Genomic DNA, 20609 nt, shown 5'->3' on the forward strand with positions numbered 1-20609 from the left:
CGATTGGAAGCCCCATGACCACGATCCTGAAAAGCCTGCCCAAGGGTGAGAAAGTCGGCATCGCTTTTTCGGGCGGCCTCGACACCTCCGCGGCGCTGCTCTGGATGAAGCAGAAGGGCGCGCGCTGCTACGCCTACACCGCCAATCTCGGCCAGCCCGACGAGGCCGACTACAACGAGATCCCGCGCAAGGCGATGGAGTTCGGCGCCGAGAAGGCCCGGCTCGTCGATTGCCGCACGCAGCTCGTCCACGAGGGCATCGCCGCGATCCAGTCCGGCGCCTTCCATATCTCGACCGGCGGCATCACCTATTTCAACACCACGCCGCTGGGGCGCGCCGTCACCGGCACGATGCTGGTCGCGGCGATGAAGGAAGACGGCGTCAACATCTGGGGCGACGGCTCGACCTTCAAGGGCAACGACATCGAGCGCTTCTACCGTTACGGCCTGCTCACCAATCCCGGCCTGAAGATCTACAAGCCCTGGCTCGACCAGCAGTTCATCGACGAGCTCGGCGGCCGCGCCGAGATGTCGGCGTTCATGGCGGCGCAGGGCTTCGCCTACAAGATGAGCGCCGAGAAGGCCTATTCGACCGACAGCAATCTGCTCGGCGCCACGCACGAGGCCAAGGATCTCGAAAGCCTCGACAGCGGCATCAAGATCGTCAACCCGATCATGGGCGTGCCGTTCTGGCGCGACGATTGCGCCGTGAAGGCCGAGAAGGTCGTGGTGCGTTTCGAGGAAGGCCAGCCCACGGCGCTGAACGGCCAGACCTTCGCCGATCCCGTCGCGCTGTTCCTCGAAGCCAATGCGATCGGCGGCCGTCATGGTCTCGGCATGAGCGACCAGATCGAGAACCGCATCATCGAGGCCAAGAGCCGCGGCATCTATGAGGCGCCCGGCATGGCGCTTCTGCACATCGCCTATGAGCGCCTCGTCACCGGCATCCACAACGAGGACACCATCGAGCAGTACCGCATCAGCGGGATGCGCCTCGGCCGCCTGCTCTATCAGGGCCGCTGGTTCGACTCGCAGGCCCTGATGCTGCGCGAGACCGCGCAGCGCTGGGTCGCGCGCGCCGTCACCGGCGAGGTGACGCTGGAGCTGCGCCGCGGCAACGACTATTCGATCCTCAACACCGAGAGTCCGAACCTCACCTATGCGCCCGAGCGGCTCAGCATGGAGAAGGTCGAGGACGCCGCCTTCACGCCAGCCGACCGCATCGGCCAGCTCACCATGCGCAACCTCGACATCAACGATACCCGCGCCAAGCTGAAGCTCTACACCGATACGGGCCTGCTCTCGGGCAGCGAAGGCTCGCAGATCTTCCGGCTCGAGAGCGACAAGGGCTGAGTTTCTCGTAGCCCGGATGGAGCGAAGCGAAATCCGGGACTTTGTCGCCAAGCGGATAGATCCCGGATTGCGCTTCGCTCCATCCGGGCTACGGCCTGCCAAAGGCACAAACAAAAATGGCCGGGATCGCTCCCGGCCATTTTGCATTTGTGTGTGCCGTTACCGCGGCGGCGCGGTGCCGGGCGGGGGCGGCGGCAACGAGGCCTGGCCGCCGTTGAGCAGCGGCGTGATGTTGCGGATCGTGACGCGACGGTTGATCGCGCTCGGGCCTTGCGTCTGCTCCTTCAGATACTGCTCGCCATAGCCCTGCGACGTCAGGTTCTCCGCGGGGACACCGAACTGCTGCGTGAGCAATTCGGCCGCGGCCTGCGCACGACGGTCCGACAGCGAGAGATTGTCGACCTCGTTGCCGACCGCGTCGGTGTGTCCCTCGATCAGGAAGACCTCGCGCGGATTGCGCTGGATCGCCTGGTTGAGGCCGTCGGCGATCGTCTGCAGCCGGGCCGCCTGGTCCGGCGGGATGGTCCACGATCCCGTTTCGAAGACGATCGTGTTGACGTCGATGCTCGGCATCTGCATGCGAACATTCGGGCTGTAGCGGATCTCGTCGAGCGAGTAGCGCCGATCGATCCGCTGCACAGGCGGTGCCACCATGGTCTGGTAGATGACATCAGGTGACGCTTCCTGGGCGTCGACGATGTAGCGATCGTAAGGAATGTTCACGACCGGCGGCGGCACGTCGACATAGAAGCCGCCGACCGCCCGTGGATCGCGGTAGGTGTTGTCGATGATGATGAGCTCGTGTCCACGGGGATCCCTGCGGATGCGCCGCATCAGCCGGCCGTCGGCGCCGACGACGGTGATGATTTCGCTGCCGTCAGGACGAACGACGACCGTGCGGGTTTCGCCGCCGACCGTGTCCGTGCGGATGTCGCGGGCGCCGTAACGGAAACGATAGAGGTCGTTGCCGCGGACATAGGCCTGCCCGCCCGGATCGCGGATGATGATGCGGTCCGGCTCGGTGTAGACGGTGCGGCCGCCTTCGATGGTCTCGCGTCGCTGATTGTGCATGTCGGCGATGGTGGCGCCGATCACGGCGCCGGCCACCACGCCTGCACCGACCGCGAGCGGCGTGAGGTCACGCTGCGGCGGACGCGGGGCAGGCGGCAAGGGCGCGGCGACCGTCGGGGCGGCCCGGAAGGCCGGGGCAACCGTCGGCGGAGCGTATTGTGCCCTGTTCGGCGGCGGCGCTGCGGCCGCCGAGCCGGGGACGACAGTCGGTGCTGCCGCGCCGGCGGGAGGTGCCGGCGGCCGGGGCGGAGCGCCAGCCTGCGGTGAGGCGGGCGGAGTTCCGGCGGCAGGCGGCGTTGCACCCTGCTGGCCAGGCGCTGGCGTCGCGGTCGGAGCCGGTGTCGCGCCGGGTGCCGCACCTGGGCGTCCGGGCGGCGGCGTCGGCGTGCCAGCCGGAGCTGGCGTCGCGGTCGGAGCGGCCCCGGGAGCTGGAGCCCCTGCGGCCGGAGGCGCGCCGGGACGACCGGGCGGCGGTGTACCGGGACGGCCAGCCGGCGGTGCGCCGGGTGTGCTGCCAGGTGTGCTGCCAGGAGCCGGCGTTGCGGTTGGCGCCGGTGTCGCGGCCGGAGCTGGCGCGCCCGGTCGTGCCGTCGGCGCGGCCGGTGACGGAGACGGCGTTGCCGTGGGCGCGGGCGCAGGGCGGCCCTGGGGAGTTGCTGCGGGAGGCGGAGCCGGTGGAGTCGGAGCGGGACGCGCGCCCGGCGGTGGCGGAGGCGGCGTGTGGGGTTGTGCGGCGGGCGGCGGCGTGGGCGCGTGCTGCGGCGCCGCGGCGGGCGGCGGTGCTGGGCGTGCTGCCGGCGGTGCGGGAGGCGGCGTCGGGGCATGCTGCTGCGGGGCCGCAGCCGGGGGCGGTGACGGCGGTTTCGGCGCGGCAGGCGGCGGGGGTGGCGGCGGCGGGGCCGGGCGGGCCGCAGGTGGCGGTGGAGGCGGAGGTGGCGCGGCCGGGCGAGGCGGTGCGGCCGCCGGCGGCGGCGCAGCAGGCGGATGGGGAGGTGCAGCTGCGGGCGGCGGCGCGGCGGGGCGCGCGGGCGGGGCAGGCGGCGCGGCTGCTGGCGGCCCCTTCGGCGGCTGCTTCGGTTTTCCGTCAGGGCCCGTGTCTTGCGGCTGGGCCTGCGCGACCACGAGCGGCGGCGCACTTTGCGCTTGCGATGCGGAGCTTGCGAATTGCATCGCGGTCAGAGCCGTCGTCGCAAGCAGCACGAAACGAAGATTGGTCATGGTGGTGAACTTCCCCGGAAGGTTCTTTGACGAAGTGTTGGGATGAACAGCTACGCGTTAGGCCGGATTGTGGCGGGCGAAGCGATCGCGGCCCGATTTATTTCTGCATGGAAATTACGTCACTCCAGCGACGTTCATTGCGCATTCAGACGCTGGTTGCAATTGCCTCACATGTGATGAGGCATCTCATGCGCTATCCCGCGGCGGATTCGCGTCCGTCGCGGGGTTGGGGGTGAGCGGCCCGTTCGGCCCGCGTGATGGAATCTCTTCGGGCACGTTGCCCGGGAGTTCATCGGGCCGCGGGGATTCACCGGGCTCGCGCACCGGCGGCGCGATTTCAGGCTGCGGATTGCCGGGCGGAATTCCCGGCGGCGGCTCGGTCGGCGTGCCCGGTGTCGAGGGTGGAATCTCGGGCGGCTCGATCGGCATCACATCGAGACCTTGCGGTTCTCACCGATGTCCGGGCGCGTGTTCGTCACCGCCGCAGCCGCCATCTTCACATAGGAGATCACCGTGCCCGGCGAATCCCAGAACTCGGCATCGTCGGGTGCGATCTTGAGCACGCGGATGTTGGGATCCTCCGCGCTGTCCCACCACGCCTTGGCTGGCGTCGAGAACAGCTCCTTGATCTTTGCACGGTCGTTGGAGACCACGGCCGTGCCGGTCAGCGAGACATATTTCTGGCTGCCGGAATCCGCGAACGACAAATTGATCGAGGGATTGCGGGCGATCTCCTCGTCCTTGTGGCGCCGTGCGTCGGTCAGGAAGTAGATCGTGTTCGCGTCGCGATCGAGATGGGCGCTCATCGGCCGCGCACGGAGCTTGTCGCCGTCGCGCGTCACCAGCATCGCGAAGCCGATCTTCTTCATCAGCTCCCAGGCGCGATCGACGTCGCGGGCATTGTCGTTGGCCATATCGTACTCCTCGCTGCAAGCAACGATAACGGCCGCCGGGATTTCAGGTTCCGGCAGGAACCCGGCTATTCCGGGGTGTGGCAGACCGCCTCGATGTTGTGGCCATCGGGGTCGAGCACGAAGGCGCCATAATAGTTCGGGTGATAATGCGGGCGGATGCCGGGCGGGCCGTTATCGCGTCCGCCGGCCGCGATCGCCGCCTTGTAGAACGCGTCGACGGTAGCGCGGTTGTCGGCACGAATGGCGATATGCACCGGCTTGTTCATGGCGCCTTCGCCGCCGAACCAGAAATCCGGCTTGCCCTCAGTGCCGAAGCCTGCGGCCGCAGCGTGCCCGGTCTGCTCAGCCGTGACCTCCATGACCAGGCCGTAGCCGAGCGGCGCCAGCGCCTTGGCGTAGAACGCTTTCGCGCGCTCGTAGTCGGAGACGGAAAAGCCCAAATGGTCGATCATCGCCAGCTCCCTAGTTCGTTCTTGCAAGCCGTGACAGGAACGTATTGCTTCGTGTCTTGCGCACGATCGTAAAGCCGCGCGCGACCATGTCGGCGATACAATCCTGCTGCCATTCGTTTTGCGAGAGGTGCTCGATCACCACCGCGCGCGGCCACAGCGCGGCCGGTGCGTCGCGGAAGAAGCCGGTCAGCACGCGGTCCTCAAAACCTTCGACGTCGATCTTGAGCGAATCGATCTGGGTGACGCCGGCCTCGTCGAGGATGCGCGTCAGGCGCAGCGACGGCACCTTGATCGCGTCCGCGCCGGCCGTGCCGGTGACGACATGGGTGGCGCCGAGATTGCCGCCGCCGCTCTCGATCATCAGCTCGCCGTCGGTCTCACCGGCCGCGGCCTGCACCAGGCGCACCTGCGCAGCTTTCGATGCGGCGTGATTGAAGGAAAGCCGTCCAAACGTCAGCGGATGCGGCTCGATCGCGACCACCTTGCCGGTGCTGCCGACCTGTCGCGCCATCACCAGCGCAAACGTGCCGACATTGGCGCCGACATCGACGAAGGTGCCGCCGGAAGGGGTGTACTGGCGCAGGAAGTCGAGTTCGTCGAGATTGTAATCGGGATTGAACAATGCGCCGCGCTCGGTCGCGCTGCCCTGGTGATAGAGCCGGAACGAGGCGCCCTGATATTGCACGTCGACGGGGCCGCTCCGCAGCAGGTTCACCAGCCGCGACATCCACGGACGGAACGCGCCGCGCTTCAGCCCCGATTGCGTCGTGAGGCGGATGATCGCGGCCTGCGCCGCGTTCGGCGCAAACGCGCCGAACGGCGCGGACGAAGGGGTATTGTCGGTCGTCAAGCAGCAGATCCTCGTTGCAAGCGGCGCATGCATAGCCGGTTTTGCGGAGGACTCCAATCTTCACGAGAAGTTCGTAATCCGGATAAGGCGCAGCGAGATCCGGGACCTTTTCCGCTTGCGGCACGAGCCCCGGATTGCGCTTCGCTCCATCCGGGCTACGGCCTCACGCCGCCTTCTTCGGCGCCTTTCGCTGCCTCAGGAATCGCCCGAGCAGTCGGCGCTTGCCCTTGCGCGGGATCAGGTCGATGTCGCTGACCAGCTTGGCGCCGCCCTTGCGGCGCTCCAGCACGATCTTGCGGCTGTGGAAGGCCTCGAGCTCCGCGCGATGCGCCACGCTGACGATGGTCGCCTTCGGCAACTCGTCGGTGACCATCTTCATCATCTTGTCCTGGCTCTTCTCGTCGAGCGCCGAGGTCGCCTCGTCCAGCACGACAATGTCGGGGTTGTGCAACAGGAGCCGCGCGAAGGCGAGGCGCTGCTTCTCGCCGCCTGACAGCGTCTGGTCCCAGGGGCCTTCCTCCTCGATCTTCTCCTTGAGATGATCGAGCCCGACCTTGTGCAGGGCCTCGCCGATCTCGTCGACGGTCCAGTGATCGGCTGCGCCGGGATAGGCGACCGCGCGGCGCAGCGATCCCGAGGGCACGTAAGGCCGCTGCGGCAGCATGAACAGGCGGCGGTCCGGATGGAAATTCACGCCGCCACCGCCCCAGGGCCAGAGGCCGGCGATGGCGCGCACCAGCGTGCTCTTGCCCGTGCCGGATTCGCCGGCGACCAGCAGCCGCTCGCCCGGCTCGATCACCACTTCGGTCTCGCCGACCACCGCGGTGCCGTCGTCGAGCGTGACCGAGAGGTCGTGCAGCTCCAGCATGGCGTCGTTGTGCGTCTCGCCGCGCTTGATGCGGCCGAGACCGTCGCCCTGCTCGGCGCGCTCGAGGCCGTCGAGCGACATCATCAGCGAGGCGATGCGGCGCGCGCAGGCGTTCCAGTCGGCGAGCCGCGGATAATTGTCGACCAGCCAGCCGAACGCGCTCTGCACGATGGTGAAGGCGGAGGCCGCCTGCATCACCTGTCCCAGCGTCATGCTGCCGTCGAGGAATTTCGGTGCGCAAAGCAGGAGCGGCACGACGGGCGCAACCAGGCTCGAGCCTTGCGACACCAGCGTGGTGCGCATGTGCTGGCCCGCCAGCCGCGCCCATTGCCGGATCACATTGGTGAAGTTGCGGTCGATGCCGCCGCGCTCCTCCTCCTCGCCGCCGAGCAGCGCGATGCTCTCGCCGTTCTCGCGCACGCGCGTCAGCGCGTAGCGGAAGTCGGCTTCGGCCTGGTTCTTGTCTTCGGACACCTGCACGAAGCGGCGGCCGATCACCAGGATCGAGCCGGAAGCTATTCCCGCATAGAGCATCGCGGCGATCACGAGGAAGCCTGGAATGGTGATGCTCGTGCCGCCAAGCGTCAAGGTGAGCGCGCCGCCGATGGTCCAGAGCACGACGATGAAGGTCGCGGCCGACAACAGCGCCGAGGCGACGCCGGCGAGGAAGTCGACCGGGGAATCGGTCGCGATGCGCAGATCTTCCGCGATCCGGTATTCGGGATTCTTGTGGTCGCCGCTGACGAGATTGAGCTGGTAGTAGCGCCCGTTCTTGAGCCAACGCGTCAGCACGCTCGACGTCAGCCAGGCCCGCCAGCGCCGCTGGATGCCCATGCGCGCGAACACTTGCGCGACGCCGAGCACGATGCTTCCGATCGCGAGCGGAAAGAACACCGCGGTGAGATGGAAGACGCTCGCGGCCTCGCGCTTCTCGATCGCGTCGAAGATCGCCCTGTTCCAGACATTGATGCCGTACTGGAAGCCGACGGTGAGGATGATCAGGACAACGAGGCCGATCGAGAACGGCCAGGCGAGGCGGTCGCCGCTGCGTCCCCAGAAGCCGCGCGCGCTGATCCAGAACCGCGTCAGCAGATAATCCTTGCGAACCTGCTCGGCCTCCTCGGGCGAGAGCTCCGGGTCGGGCTCGAGCAGCTCCGGCGGCGGAGGGGCGACCTCGTCGCCGTTCTCGCCCTTGATTCCGACGATGGGCGACTTGGAATTGTCTTGACGCTTGGGGGCGGGCTTGGGCATGCGCGGACAACGCGAGGGAAATCAACCGGTTCCCTCGGGTTCCGCAAGGTTCCTATTCGGCGGCGCCGTCCCGGACGCGCCGGATACGGGCGGCCCGATGCAGAACGCGCGACAATTCCTCGACCGAATAGGGCTTTTGCACCAGATCGAAGCCGGCCACGCCCTCTTGTGACAGGGCCTGGCTGTAGCCCGTGGTCAGCACGATCGGCACGTCGATGGCGCGGTCGCGGATCGCCTGCGCCAGATCGAGCCCGGTCATGCCCGGCATCACCACGTCGGAGAACACGACGTCGAAGCGATCGGCGTCCATCACGAGCTCGGCGAGGGCATCCGTCGCATTGTCGACCAGCGTGATGCTGTAGCCGAGCTCGGTGAGACCGTCGGCGGCGAAATTGGCAAGCTCGATATTGTCCTCGACCACCAGCACCGACATGCCGCTGCCGGCCACCGCCGGCGCCGTGTTGGGCGCCTGCCGCTGCGGCAGAAGCTCCGGCGGCACGCGCGGCAGATAGAGCGAGAAGGTGCTGCCGTGTCCCACTTCGCTCGTGACCGTCACCTCGCCGCCGGATTGCCGGGCGAAGCCGAACACCTGGGACAGGCCAAGGCCGGTGCCGTGGCCGACCTGCTTGGTGGTGAAGAACGGCTCGAAGATGCGTCCCAACCGGGCGGCGGGAATGCCGATGCCGGTGTCGCTGACGGTCACGCTGACGAAGCCATGGCTTGCCGGGCTCTGGTTTCCCAGACTGTGGCTGCCCAAGGGCTGATTTCCCAAGCTCTGGCTAGCCGAGGCCCCGGCCAGCGCGTCCGGAACGGCCGACGCGGTCTCGACCTTGAAAGTGATCCTGCCCTTGCCCTGCATGGCGTCGCGCGCGTTGGTCGCCATGTTGATCAGCGCCGTCTCGAACTGGCCGGCATCGGCACGGACCAGGCAGGGCTCGGTGGGCAGCCGCATGGCGATCTCGATGGCCGGCCCCAGCAGGGGCGCGAGCATGTCGTGCAGCGACTGCATCCGTTCGCCGACGTCGAACACCTCCGGCTTCAGGGTCTGGCGCCGCGCAAAGGCGAGCAGCTGCGAGGTCAGCTTGGCCGCCCGGGCCACGGCGTCCGCGATGGCGGTGATGTAGCGCTGGCGCCGCTCCTCCGTCAGCTGCGGCCGGTTCAACAGGTCGACGGAGGCGCGGATCACCGTCAGCAGATTGTTGAAGTCGTGCGCGACGCCGCCGGTGAGCTGTCCGAGCGCCTCGAGGCGCTGGCTATGCTTGAGCGCTTCCTCGGCTTCGCGCCGCTTGGCGGCTTCGGCCTGAAGGTGCTGGGTGCGTCGCAACGCCAGCGCCAACAGCAGAAACAGCAGTGCGGTGGCGGGAATGCCGAACACCAGATGCTGGCCGATCGTGGCGAACCAGCGCGCGCGGATCGCCGAGGTCTCGAGCCCGGCGCTGACATAGATCGGGTATTCCGCGACGCGCCGGTAGCCGATGCGGCGCTCGACCCCGTCCGACGGCCAGGCGACGGTGATGAGGCCACGCTCGGGGCGCGCCGCGATTTCCCGGCCGACCGGCCCGGTCGGATCGAGCCTGATGTCGCGGTCAAGCCGCGGGAAATGCGTGAGCATGGCGCCGTCGGTGCGGCCCATCGCGAAGAAGCTGCCGGGATCCGATCCGATGCGAGCGTAGAAGCTCTCGAAATATTCCGGCAGGACCGAGGCTTGGATCACCCCGATGAAGCGACCGTCGTCGGAGTCGCGGCGGCGGCTCACGCCGAAAAAGCGGGCGCCCTGATAGGGCGGTCGTGGCGTCAGGGCGGTGCCGATGAACGTGCCGATGCTCTGGTCGATATGGGCGTAGAAATAGTCGCGGTCGGCAAAGCTCAGCTCCGGCGGGGGGGAGGCGAGGCTGTTGACCAGCGCCTTTCCGTCCGCATCGAAGATCCAGGCCGATTTGAGCTGCGGCAGCGAATCGCTCAGCCGCTTCAGCCGCCGGTGCAGCGCCGGCTCGCGCGCGCGGATGGTGTCGTCGGAAAGGCCGCGGACCACCTCGTTGAGCTCGGCAAGGCTGCGGTCGATGGTCTCGAACACCTTGAGCGCGTGCTCATGCGCGACGTCGAGCGTGCGCTCGATCTCCCGGTCGGCGATCTCCCTGGTCGAGGTGTAGGAAATCGTGGCGGCGATCGCGAACAGCGCAACCGGCAGCGCCAGGGATGCCGCCATCATCCACTGTAACAGCCTTAGCGAGTTGCGTTGCGCCCTCTGCACAGTCGCTCCGTCCCTGACGCGAGCTTAACTGAATCTCGCGTGAGGAAGGAAGCAGCTTGTGCGGGAACCGCAGGTTGTGAGACGAAAATATACGCGCGCGGCGGGCCGGAGAAAATTCTCCTCGAATTGGCCGCGATCCCGGAACGTCCCGGCCGGTCAGCCGGAACGCGAAGCACGAAATACGTCTTTAGATCTGGCGCTCGACCATCTTGAGCTTGAGCTCGGCGATGGCTTCGGCCGGGTTGAGGCCCTTCGGACAGGCCTTGGCGCAGTTCATGATGGTGTGGCAGCGATAGAGCCGGAACGGATCCTCGAGATTGTCGAGCCGCTCGCCGGTCGCCTCGTCGCGGGAATCGGACACCCAGCGATTGGCCTGAAGCAGCGCGGCGGGGCCGAGATAACGTTCGCTGTTCCACCAATAGCTCGGGCACGAGGTCGAGCAGCAGGCGCACAGGATGCACTCGTAGAGGCCGTCGAGCTTCTCGCGGTCCTCGTGGGTCTGGCGCCATTCCTTCTGAGGCGTCGGCGATGTCGTCTTCAGCCACGGCTCGACGGATGCGTATTGCGCATAGAAATTGGTGAGATCGGGAACGAGGTCCTTCACGACAGGCTGGTGCGGCAGCGGATTGACCTTCACCGCGCCGTCCTTGACGTCGTGCATCGAGCGGGTGCAGGCCAGCGTGTTCTGGCCGTCGATGTTCATGGCGCAGGAGCCGCAGACGCCTTCGCGGCAGGAGCGGCGGAAGGTCAGCGACGGGTCGATGTGGTTCTTGATCCAGATCAGGCCGTCTAGCACCATCGGGCCGCAATCATTGGTGTCGACGTAATAGGTGTCGACGCTCGGATTCTTGCCGTCGTCCGGATTCCAGCGATAGACCCGGAACTCGCGAACCTCTGTCGCGCCCGCGGGCTTCGGCCAGGTCTTGCCGCCTGAAATCTTGGAGTTCTTCGGAAGTGCGAATTCAACCATTTCGATAAGGCCTTCGCTGTTCGCTCAATACACGCGCGCCTTCGGCGGGATGTACTGCACGTCGTTGGTCATGGTGTAGTCGTGAACCGGGCGGTACTCGATCTTGACCTTGCCGGCATCGTCCAGCCAGGCCAGCGTGTGCTTCATCCAGTTCTTGTCGTCGCGTTCGGAGAAGTCCTCGCGGGCATGGGCGCCGCGGCTCTCGGTGCGGTTGGCGGCCGAATTCATCGTCACCACCGCCTGCGAGATCAAATTGTCGAATTCCAGCGTCTCGACGAGATCGGAATTCCACACCAGCGAACGATCCGACACGGCGATGTCGGTGATGCCGCTGTGGACCTTCGCGATCAGGTTCTGGCCTTCGCTCAGCACTTCGCCGGTGCGGAACACCGCGCAATTGCTCTGCATCACGTGCTGCATGCCTTCGCGCAGTTTTGCGGTCGGCGTGCCGCCGGAGGCGTAGCGGTAATGGTCGAGCCGGCCGAGCGCGACCTCGGCCGAGTTCGCCGGCAGCTCCGGCTGCTTGGCGTTCGGCGTCAGCTTCTCGGCGAGGCGGAGCGCGGCGGCGCGGCCGAACACGACGAGGTCGATCAGCGAGTTGGAACCGAGGCGGTTGGCGCCGTGCACGGACACGCAGGCGGCTTCGCCGATCGCCATCAGGCCGGGGATGACGGCATTGTCGTCGCCGTCCTTCTTGGTCAGCACCTCGCCATGATAGTTCGTGGGGATGCCGCCCATGTTGTAGTGCACGGTCGGCACGATCGGGATCGGCTCGCGCGTCACGTCGACATTGGCGAAGATCTTTGCGGATTCGGAGATGCCCGGCAGCCGCTCGGCGAGCACCGCGGGATCGAGATGGTCGAGATGCAGGAAGATGTGGTCCTTCTTCTTGCCGACGCCGCGTCCCTCGCGGATCTCGATGGTCATCGCGCGCGAGACGACGTCGCGCGAGGCGAGGTCCTTGGCCGACGGCGCGTAGCGCTCCATGAAGCGCTCGCCTTCGGAGTTGACGAGATAGCCGCCTTCGCCGCGCGCGCCCTCGGTGACGAGGCAGCCCGAGCCGTAGATGCCGGTCGGGTGGAACTGGACGAACTCCATGTCCTGCATCGGCAGGCCGGCGCGCAGCACCATGCCGCCGCCGTCACCGGTGCAGGTATGCGCCGAGGTGCAGGACGCATAAGCGCGGCCGTAGCCGCCGGTCGCGAGAATCACGGTCTGGGCGCGGAAGCGGTGCAGCGTGCCGTCGTCGAGCTTGAGTGCGATGACGCCGCGGCAGGTGCCCTGGTCGTCCATGATCAGGTCGATGGCGAAGAACTCGATGAAGAACTCGGCCGCGTGGCGCAGCGACTGGCCGTACATCGTGTGCAGCATGGCGTGGCCGGTGCGGTCGGCGGCGGCGCAGGTGCGCTGCGCCTGGCCCTTGCCGAAATCCATGGTCATGCCGCCGAACGGGCGCTGATAGATCTTGCCGTCCTCGGTGCGCGAGAACGGCACGCCCCAATGCTCGAGCTCGTAGACCGCGTCGGGCGCGTTGCGCACCATGTATTCGATCGCGTCCTGGTCGCCGAGCCAGTCCGACCCCTTGACGGTGTCGTACATGTGCCAGCGCCAGTCGTCCTTGTGCATGTTGCCGAGCGAAGCGGAGATGCCGCCTTGCGCAGCGACCGTGTGCGAGCGGGTCGGAAACACCTTGGTGATGCAGGCCGTGCGCAGGCCCGCCTCGCTGCAGCCAACCACGGCGCGCAGGCCCGCGCCGCCGGCACCGACCACGACGACGTCGTAGGTGTGGTCTTCGATCGGATAGGCCTTGCCGTTGGTGGCGGGAGCGCCGTTGCCCGAGCCATTCGTTGTATTGGCCATGGGTTACACTCCGGAGGACAGTTTCAGGATCGCGTAGGTCGAGGCGAGCGCGACGGCGACCGAGAAGAAGTTGTTGAGCATGATCGAGACGAGCTTCAGCTTCTCGTTATGGACGTAGTCCTCGATCACGACCTGCATGCCGATCTTCATGTGCCAGGCGCTGGCGAAGATGAAGAGCAGCAGGATCACCGCGATCGGCAGCGAGCCGAGGATCTGCGCGGCGCCGGCCTGATTGCGGCCGAGCAGCATCATGACGATCACGATCACCGGAATCATCAGCAGTGTCATGGCGACGGCCGTGATGCGCTGGCGCCAGAAATCGGAGGTGCCGGAATGTGCCGCGCCGAGATTGCGGACGCGGCCGAGCGGCGTGCGCATGCTGCGCTTGGGCGTGTCGGCTGAGCTCATCGGCCGCCTCCGATCGCATAGGCGATGATCCAGACCAGCACGGTCAGCGCGATGCCGCCGATCAGTGCGCCCCAGGTCAGCGCTTCCCGCTCATTGGCCTTGAAGCCGTAGCCGAGGTCCCAGACGAAATGCCGGATGCCGCTCAGCATGTGGTGCATCAGCGCCCAGGTGTAGCCGAACACGATCAGACGGCCGATGATGCTGCCGGTGAAGGCCTGGACATGGGAATAGGCGGCCGGGCCGGAGGCCGCTGCGATCAGCCACCAGGCCAGCAGCAGGGTGCCGACGTAAAGGGCGATGCCGGTGGCGCGATGGACGATGGACAGCGCCATCGTCAGCGTCCAGCGGTAGACTTGCATGTGTGGCGAGAGCGGTCGTTCGATCCGTGCGGTCATGGGCTTTGATGTTGTCTTGCGGCCCAGCAGGGGGCGCGCGGGGATCGGAAAGGTCGGCTCTATTTACGGAGTCGATTTGGCCCGCGCAATCACCAAATCGCCATAAATCGAACCGTCGTTCAGCCCTAGAGCCTTGATGATGCAAGCCCAATCAGGGTCTTGGTATACCAGCATGCCTGTCCGCCAATGAAGTACCGAATATAAATTCATTTATTGCGATGACTGCGAGGTCCGTTGAAATTGCTATTGGAACGCATCTAAACGGACCATGCCGTCCAAACCGGCCGAGGGGGCCCGGCGGCGGCATCCACCCCATCTGTGGGCGCCATTCTGCGCCCTCGCTGCGGCCGGTTCGATCCGGTTTTGGATATGCACGCCCTGCATTCCACCCCAGCCGGGAAGCCCGGCGTGTCGACCGCGGGAATCAGATCGCCTAATGCTCCGTACGCAGCTCTCGGAAGCGAGCCGCTGCGACCAGTCGCCGGGGGCAGGTCAGGGGTGATTGCAGGTCTGGATATCAAGGACATCGTCGAGCTCGCGCTGCTGTTGATCGCAACCGGTGCGCTCTCAGGGTTTCTGGCCGGCGTGTTCGGCATCGGCGGCGGCGCGATTCTGGTGCCGGTGTTTTACGAATGCTTCCGCATCGCCGGCGTGCCGCTCGAAGTGCGCATGCCGCTCTGCATCGGCACCTCGCTCGCCGTGATCATCCCGACTTCGATCCGTTCGTTCCAGGCGCATTACAAGCGCGGCGCCGTGGACATGAGGATCCTGCGCGCGTGGTGGCTGCCGATCGTGGTCGGCGTCGTCGCCGGCAGCGTGATCGCGCGCTATGCGCCGGAGCGGCTGTTCAAGATCGTGTTCGTCTGTGTCGCCTATTCGGCGGCAGCGCGTCTCATCTTCGCGCGCGAGGGCTGGCGGTTCGGCGAGGATCTGCCGAAGGGTCCCTTGATGCGCGCCTACGGTTTCTGCGTCGGCATTCTCTCGACGCTGATGGGCATCGGCGGCGGCCTGTTCTCGAACTTGTTGATGACGTTCTACGGCCGTCCGATTCATCAGGCGGTGGCGACCTCGTCGGCGCTCGCCGTGCTGATCTCGATCCCCGGCGCGCTCGGCTACGTCTATGCCGGCTGGCCGGCGGCGGCGAACTATCCGGCCGTCGCCGCACTGCAAGTGCCGTTCGCGCTCGGCTATGTCTCGCTGATCGGCGCCGTACTGGTGATGCCGATGAGCCTCGTCACCGCGCCGCTCGGCGTGAGAGCCGCGCATGCGATGTCCAAGCGCACGCTGGAAGTGGCGTTCGGGTGTTATCTGTTCATCGTGGGCAGCCGGTTTGTACTGAGCTTGGTGGGTGGGCTGTAGCCGCCGCATACTCCGTCGTTGCGAGCGAAGCGAAGCAATCCAGAAATCTCTGCGCTGTGAAAGCCTAGATTGCTTCGTCGCAAGAGCTCCTCGCAATGACGGCGAGAGAGCGCGCCCCCTCACTTTTTCGCGTAAATATCCTTGTACGTCTCGCGCAGCACGTTCTTCTGCACCTTGCCCATCGTATTGCGCGGCAGCTCGTCGACGACGAAGACGCGCTTGGGCATCTTGAACTTTGCGAGCCGTCCGTCGAGGCCCTTGAGCACGGCCGCTTCGTCGATGCTCGCGCCGGGCTGGCGCACCAGTACCGCGGTGACGCCCTCGCCGAAATCGGCGTGCGGCACGCCGATCACGGCGGACTCGATCACGCCCGGCATGGCGTCGATCTCGCTCTCGATTTCCTTGGGGTAGACGTTGAAGCCGCCGGAGATCACGAGATCCTTGCCGCGGCCGAGGATGTGGACATAGCCCTTGGCGTCGATCTTGCCGAGGTCGCCGGTGATGAAGAAGCCGTCGGGCCGGAATTCAGCCTTGGTCTTCTCCGGCATGCGCCAGTATCCCTTGAAGACGTTCGGCCCCTTCACCTCGATCATGCCGATCTCGTCGCGCGGCAATTCCTTGCCCGTCTCGGGCTCGGTCACGCGCACCGAGACGCCGGGAAGCGGGAAGCCGACCGCGCCGGGCACCCGCTCGCCGTCATAGGGGTTCGACGTGTTCATGTTGGTCTCGGTCATGCCGTAGCGCTCGAGCACCGCGTGGCCCGTGCGCGCCGACCATTCGCGATGCGTCTCGGCCAGCAGCGGCGCCGAGCCCGAGATGAATAGCCGCATGTGCTTTGTCGTCTCCTGCGACAGCGCCGGGTTCTGCAGCAGCCGCGTGTAGAACGTCGGCACGCCCATCAGCACCGTGGCGCGCGCCATCAACTTGATGATGAGGTCCGGATCGAGTTTTGGCAGGAAGATCATCGACGCCCGCGAAAACAGCGTGACGTTGGTCGCCACGAACAGGCCGTGCGTGTGATAGATCGGCAGCGCGTGGATCAGCACGTCCTTGTCGGTGAAGCGCCAATAGCCGACCAGCGAGAGCGAGTTCGACGCGAGATTGTCGTGGCTGAGCATCGCGCCCTTGGAACGGCCGGTGGTGCCCGAGGTGTAGAGGATCGCGGCGAGATCGTCGTTTGCGCGCGGCACCGTCGTAAACTCACTGCTCGCCTTCTCGGCGGCATCCGTCAGCGAGCCCTTGCCGTCAGGCCCGAGCGTCTCGACCTTGGCCTTCACCTTGGCGGCGATCGGGGCGAGGCCTTCGGCCTTGGCGGGATCGCACACAACCAGCGACGGCTCGGCGTCGCCGATGAAATAATCGAGCTCGTTCAGCGTGTAGGCGGTGTTGAGCGGCAGGTAGACCGCGCCGGCCCGCACCGTGGCTAGGTACATCACGATATTGGCCACGGATTTTTCCACCTGCACCGCGACGCGGTCGCCGGGCTTCACGCCGCGTGCGACCAGCACGTTCGCCATCTGCCCGGCCCGCGCGATCAGATCGCCATAGCTGATGCGAACCCCGTCCTGCGTCTCGATCGCGAGGCGGTTGGGATCGTCCAGGCCATCGAACAGGCGGGAAAACAGATTGGCGTTGGCTGCTGGGTTCATGCAAGAATTCCTCGACCGCAAGGCTGACAAGGCCGGTCAAACCGAGGGCTGGATTAGCAAAAACCGCCCCGATGAAGCAACGGAGACAGTTTGCATGACCAAAATTGGGAAACGCGTGGCCTGGGTCACGGGCGGCGGCAGCGGGATCGGGGAGGCCGGCGCGGAGGCATTGGCGGCCGACGGCTGGATGGTGGTGGTCTCGGGCCGGCGCCAGTCGGCCCTGGATACCGTGGTGGCGAAGATCATCAAGGCGGGCGGCGCCGCCGAGGCGCTCGCGCTTGATGTCTCCAACGCGACCGAGGCCCAGAAGGCCGCCGATCAGATCGTCGCCAGGCACGGCCGCATCGACCTGCTGGTCAACAATGCCGGCATCAATGTTCCCAAGCGCAGCTGGAAGGACATGGAGCTGGAGGGCTGGGACCAGCTGGTCCGGGTCAATCTCAACGGCGTGCTCTATTGCATGCGCGCGGTGCTGCCGACGATGCGCAAGCAGCAGGACGGCGCGATCATCAACGTCTCGTCCTGGGCCGGCCGCCACGTCTCGAAGATGCCGGGCCCGGCCTACACCACCACCAAGCATGCGGTGCTGGCGCTGACCCATTCCTTCAACATGGACGAGTGCGTCAACGGCCTGCGCGCCTGCTGCCTGATGCCTGGCGAGGTCGCGACGCCGATCCTGAAGCTGCGCCCGGTGGTGCCGAGCGAAGCGGAGCAGGCGAAGATGCTGCAACCGGAAGATCTCGGCCGCACCATCGCGTTCATCGCGAGCATGCCGGCCCGCGTCTGCATCAACGAGGTGCTGATCAGCCCAACGCATAATCGCGGATTCATCCAGACGCCGAACAACCGGGATTGAGCGAGCACAGCGCGGGCCACATTCTCCGCTGTCGTCCCGGGGCGCGACGAAGTCGCGAACCCGGGACCCATAACCACAGGGAGAAGTGGTTGCGCGAAACTGGTCACTCCGAGTCTTCGCCAAACATCTTCCTGTGGTTATGGGTCCCTGTGTATCGAAATCCTGTCATGGTGGAGTGGGCGGGAAGCCGTTGGGTCCTTGGCGCTTGACGCCGTGAGCCGGCTCGGTCTCCCGCCCGTTCCATTTATCAACCTGAACAGTTGCACGAGGCTGCGCCAACAGACCTCGCATCACAGGGACAGGCACCATGATCATACGCCCTCGTTACGTCGGAATCGACGTCTCCAAACGATATCTCGATATCTTCGATGAGAGCCTGGGCGTGCCGGAGCGCATCGCCAACGCGCCGCAGGCCATCACACAGATCGCGGCGCGTTGGCGATGCGATGTGCTGGTCGTCTTTGAAGCCACGGGCGTCTATGACCTTGAGCTTCGTGAGGCGCTCAGCCAGGCCGGCATCCGCTTTGCCCGGATCAACCCGGCCCGGGCCCGGGACTTTGCGCGCGCCAGCGGCCAGCTCGCCAAGACCGACCCGATCGATGCCCGGATGCTGGCGAGCTTTGCCCGGGCCATGCAGCCTGCCGCTGAGCAGGCTGCCAATCCTGCCCGCAATGCCCTGGCGGGGCTTGCAAAACGGCGGGATCAACTGGTTCTCATGCGTGCCCAGGAGAAGAACAGGCGCAGCGAGGCCGAGGACCGCGCCATGGCCGATCGCATCGGTCGGCTCATTGAAGTCCTCGACAATGAGATCGCCGCAATCGAGGCCGATATTAGCGCACTGATCAAGACTGAGCCGGAGGTCTCCGATGATGCGCAGTTGATGCGGTCACTTCCCGGCGTGGGCCCCGTAACCTGCATGCAGCTGATCGCGCAGATGCCGGAACTCGGAAAAGTGGGACCGAAGCAGGTGGCCGCGCTCGCCGGCCTGGCTCCCTTCAACGTCGACAGCGGCGCTTACCGCGGCAAGCGGAAGATCGTCGGGGGCCGAAAGCGCGTCCGCGATGCCCTCTACATGGCCGCTCTCAATGCGGTCCGCCGGGCCGATCCATTCAAGGCCTTCTACGCTCGACTGCGACAGGCCGGTAAACCTGCCAAGCTCGCTCTCATTGCCGTTGCCAGGAAGCTGTTGACGGTCCTCAACGCCATCATCCGCGATCGAAAGCCGTACCTGTACACTAGGCCAACATAACAGTTGCCGGATCGGCGCTTCGCTTGTCCGGGACGACGGCAGAGTGTGTGGCGCGCGCCCCCACACGAACATCCCGCCCCAGAGTTTCACGCATCACAAAGAATTTTTCTCCGAAACCGCACGCCAAACCCTCCCGTAGTTCGGTCCAACGACGGCACTGCTGCATCGCCCCAAATTGTCGCAGTCGCCGTTGTTGCCCCAACCCAACACCGGCCATCGCCGGTCACAATCCAATCGGGAGACTCTCCATGTCGAAGCGCATTGCCTATATCGCTGCCGCCGCCTTCAGCGCCCTGGCCATCACCGCGACCATCGTCGCGCCGGCGAGTGCCGAGGAAAAGACCGTCATGGTCGGCGGCGCCGCGATGTTCCCCTCGAAGAACATCGTGCAGAACGCGGTCAACTCGAAGGACCACACCACGCTGGTCGCGGCGGTGAAGGCGGCTGGCCTCGTGCCGACGCTGGAGGGCAAGGGCCCGTTCACGGTGTTCGCGCCCACCAACGCTGCCTTCGGCAAGCTGCCGGCCGGCACCGTCGACAATCTGGTCAAGCCCGAGAACAAGGCCACGCTGACCAAGATCCTCACCTACCATGTCGTGCCGGGCAAGCTCGAGGCTTCCGACCTCACCGAGGGCAAGAAGCTGAAGACCGCCGAGGGCGAGGAGCTGACGGTCAAGAAGATGGACGGCAAGGTCTGGATCGTCGATGCCAAGGGCGGCACCTCGATGGTCACGATCTCCAACGTCAACCAGTCCAACGGCGTGATCCATGTGGTCGACACCGTGCTGATGCCGGCCTCGTAACACCGCGCGATCCTGTTTCATCCCCGGACAGGAATGGCTTCAGACCGCGAGCCGGGGATACCCGGCTCGCTTTTTTGTGACCACAATAGCCTGACGGCATCGATTCGATGACGAGCAGGACGTAACGGAAGCGGACGGTCTGGCGTATAATTCCCAACACACGATCCTCCAGGACGGAACCATCATGGCGAGCCTCACAGTCACCGATGAGCAGGTCAGGGCCATCAAGGCCAAAGTGATCCAACCGGCCTGGGTGCGGGTCATGCACTGGATCAACGCCCTTGCCATGATCCTGATGATCCTGTCGGGCTGGCAGATCTACAACGCCTCGCCGCTGTTCGGCTTCACCTTTCCGCGCGACTACACGCTCGGCGGCTGGCTCGGCGGCGGCCTGCTCTGGCATTTTGCCGCGATGTGGTTGTTGATGCTCAATGGCCTTGCCTATCTCGTCACCGGCTTTGCCACCGGCCGCTTCGCCAAGAAGCTGTTTCCAATCACCCCGTCAGGCGTGCTCCACGACGTCAGGGCTGCCCTGACCTTCAAGCTCGGCCATGACGATCTCACCGTCTATAATTACGTGCAGCGCCTGCTCTATGCCGGCATCATATTGGTCGGCGTGCTGATCGTGCTCACGGGCCTCGGCATGTGGAAGCCGGTGCAGCTCTATTACCTCGTTGCGCTGTTCGGAGATTACCCGACCGCGCGCTACATCCATTTCTTCTGCATGGCCGCGATCTGCGCCTTCCTCGTCGTTCACGTCCTGCTCGCGCTGCTGGTGCCGAAGAGCCTGCGCGCGATGATCATCGGTCGCTAAAGCGGAGCGGAGAACACAG

18 protein-coding genes are annotated in these 20609 nt (G+C 65.9%); 6 read left to right on the forward strand and 12 right to left on the reverse strand.

What is annotated here, in order from left to right:
- Positions 1 to 14: 14 nt before the first annotated feature.
- The gene (gene argG / locus AC0WRY_RS01575; protein ID WP_491122573.1) at positions 15 to 1352 is read left to right on the forward strand and encodes an argininosuccinate synthase; all 1338 of its coding nucleotides are present in this window, start codon (positions 15 to 17) and stop codon (positions 1350 to 1352) included.
- A 159-nt stretch (positions 1353 to 1511) separates the two neighbouring features.
- On the opposite strand, the gene AC0WRY_RS01580 is transcribed toward argG, so the two are convergent.
- From AC0WRY_RS01580 to sdhC, 11 genes are all read right to left on the reverse strand, one after another.
- Positions 1512 to 3641, reverse strand: coding sequence for an OmpA family protein (locus AC0WRY_RS01580; RefSeq protein WP_491122574.1), 2130 nt, complete (start codon positions 3639 to 3641; stop codon positions 1512 to 1514).
- A 186-nt stretch (positions 3642 to 3827) separates the two neighbouring features.
- Positions 3828 to 4070, reverse strand: coding sequence for a hypothetical protein (locus AC0WRY_RS01585; RefSeq protein WP_285809327.1), 243 nt, complete (start codon positions 4068 to 4070; stop codon positions 3828 to 3830).
- Positions 4070 to 4555 carry a pyridoxamine 5'-phosphate oxidase family protein gene (locus tag AC0WRY_RS01590; protein ID WP_211415123.1) on the reverse strand — a complete coding sequence of 162 codons (486 nt, stop codon included), beginning with the start codon at positions 4553 to 4555 and terminating at the stop codon, positions 4070 to 4072. Before AC0WRY_RS01590 ends, AC0WRY_RS01585 begins: the two co-directional genes overlap by 1 nt.
- Positions 4556 to 4620: 65 nt before the next feature.
- Positions 4621 to 5007, reverse strand: coding sequence for a VOC family protein (locus AC0WRY_RS01595; protein WP_211415122.1), 387 nt, complete (start codon positions 5005 to 5007; stop codon positions 4621 to 4623).
- 10 nt (positions 5008 to 5017) lie between these two features.
- A complete protein-coding gene (locus tag AC0WRY_RS01600) occupies positions 5018 to 5857 on the reverse strand; it encodes an FkbM family methyltransferase (RefSeq protein WP_491122575.1) in 840 nt (279 codons plus the stop codon).
- Between the two features lie 163 nt (positions 5858 to 6020).
- Positions 6021 to 7976, reverse strand: a complete 1956-nt coding sequence (locus tag AC0WRY_RS01605; protein WP_194405379.1) for an ABC transporter ATP-binding protein/permease — start codon at positions 7974 to 7976, stop codon at positions 6021 to 6023.
- A 52-nt stretch (positions 7977 to 8028) separates the two neighbouring features.
- Positions 8029 to 10227, reverse strand: coding sequence for a hybrid sensor histidine kinase/response regulator (locus tag AC0WRY_RS01610; RefSeq protein ID WP_194405380.1), 2199 nt, complete (start codon positions 10225 to 10227; stop codon positions 8029 to 8031).
- Positions 10228 to 10414: 187 nt separating this feature from the next.
- A complete protein-coding gene (locus tag AC0WRY_RS01615; protein ID WP_194405381.1) occupies positions 10415 to 11197 on the reverse strand; it encodes a succinate dehydrogenase iron-sulfur subunit in 783 nt (260 codons plus the stop codon).
- Between the two features lie 24 nt (positions 11198 to 11221).
- The gene (gene sdhA, locus AC0WRY_RS01620; RefSeq protein ID WP_194405382.1) at positions 11222 to 13057 is read right to left on the reverse strand and encodes a succinate dehydrogenase flavoprotein subunit; all 1836 of its coding nucleotides are present in this window, start codon (positions 13055 to 13057) and stop codon (positions 11222 to 11224) included.
- A 3-nt stretch (positions 13058 to 13060) separates the two neighbouring features.
- Positions 13061 to 13465 (reverse strand): succinate dehydrogenase, hydrophobic membrane anchor protein, encoded by a 405-nt coding sequence (gene sdhD, locus AC0WRY_RS01625; RefSeq protein ID WP_194405383.1) that lies wholly within the window; start codon positions 13463 to 13465, stop codon positions 13061 to 13063.
- Positions 13462 to 13860, reverse strand: coding sequence for a succinate dehydrogenase, cytochrome b556 subunit (sdhC, locus tag AC0WRY_RS01630; protein WP_194405384.1), 399 nt, complete (start codon positions 13858 to 13860; stop codon positions 13462 to 13464). Before sdhC ends, sdhD begins: the two co-directional genes overlap by 4 nt.
- A 498-nt stretch (positions 13861 to 14358) precedes the next feature.
- Between sdhC and AC0WRY_RS01635 the strand changes: the two genes are divergently transcribed.
- Entirely contained in the window at positions 14359 to 15219 is an 861-nt protein-coding gene (locus tag AC0WRY_RS01635; RefSeq protein ID WP_194405385.1) for a sulfite exporter TauE/SafE family protein, read from the forward strand.
- Between the two features lie 119 nt (positions 15220 to 15338).
- Here AC0WRY_RS01635 and AC0WRY_RS01640 read toward each other — a convergent pair whose 3' ends face one another.
- Positions 15339 to 16868: a malonate--CoA ligase gene (locus AC0WRY_RS01640; RefSeq protein WP_491122576.1), complete on the reverse strand. Its 1530-nt coding sequence runs from the start codon at positions 16866 to 16868 to the stop codon at positions 15339 to 15341.
- 94 nt (positions 16869 to 16962) lie between these two features.
- On the opposite strand from AC0WRY_RS01640, the gene AC0WRY_RS01645 reads away from it, so the two are divergent.
- The 4 genes from AC0WRY_RS01645 to AC0WRY_RS01660 all read left to right on the forward strand — a co-directional run bounded on the left by AC0WRY_RS01645 (position 16963) and on the right by AC0WRY_RS01660 (position 20590).
- Positions 16963 to 17724, forward strand: a complete 762-nt coding sequence (locus tag AC0WRY_RS01645) for an SDR family oxidoreductase (RefSeq protein WP_194405387.1) — start codon at positions 16963 to 16965, stop codon at positions 17722 to 17724.
- Between the two features lie 307 nt (positions 17725 to 18031).
- Positions 18032 to 18973 carry an IS110 family RNA-guided transposase gene (locus AC0WRY_RS01650; RefSeq protein WP_194404488.1) on the forward strand — a complete coding sequence of 314 codons (942 nt, stop codon included), beginning with the start codon at positions 18032 to 18034 and terminating at the stop codon, positions 18971 to 18973.
- A 248-nt stretch (positions 18974 to 19221) separates the two neighbouring features.
- Complete coding sequence (locus AC0WRY_RS01655; RefSeq protein ID WP_194405388.1) at positions 19222 to 19776, forward strand: fasciclin domain-containing protein; 555 nt, start codon at positions 19222 to 19224, stop codon at positions 19774 to 19776.
- A gap of 184 nt (positions 19777 to 19960) precedes the next feature.
- Positions 19961 to 20590 (forward strand): cytochrome b/b6 domain-containing protein, encoded by a 630-nt coding sequence (locus AC0WRY_RS01660; RefSeq protein WP_194405389.1) that lies wholly within the window; start codon positions 19961 to 19963, stop codon positions 20588 to 20590.
- Positions 20591 to 20609 lie beyond the last annotated feature (19 nt).

This window comes from Bradyrhizobium sp. T-12 (assembly GCF_058314695.1).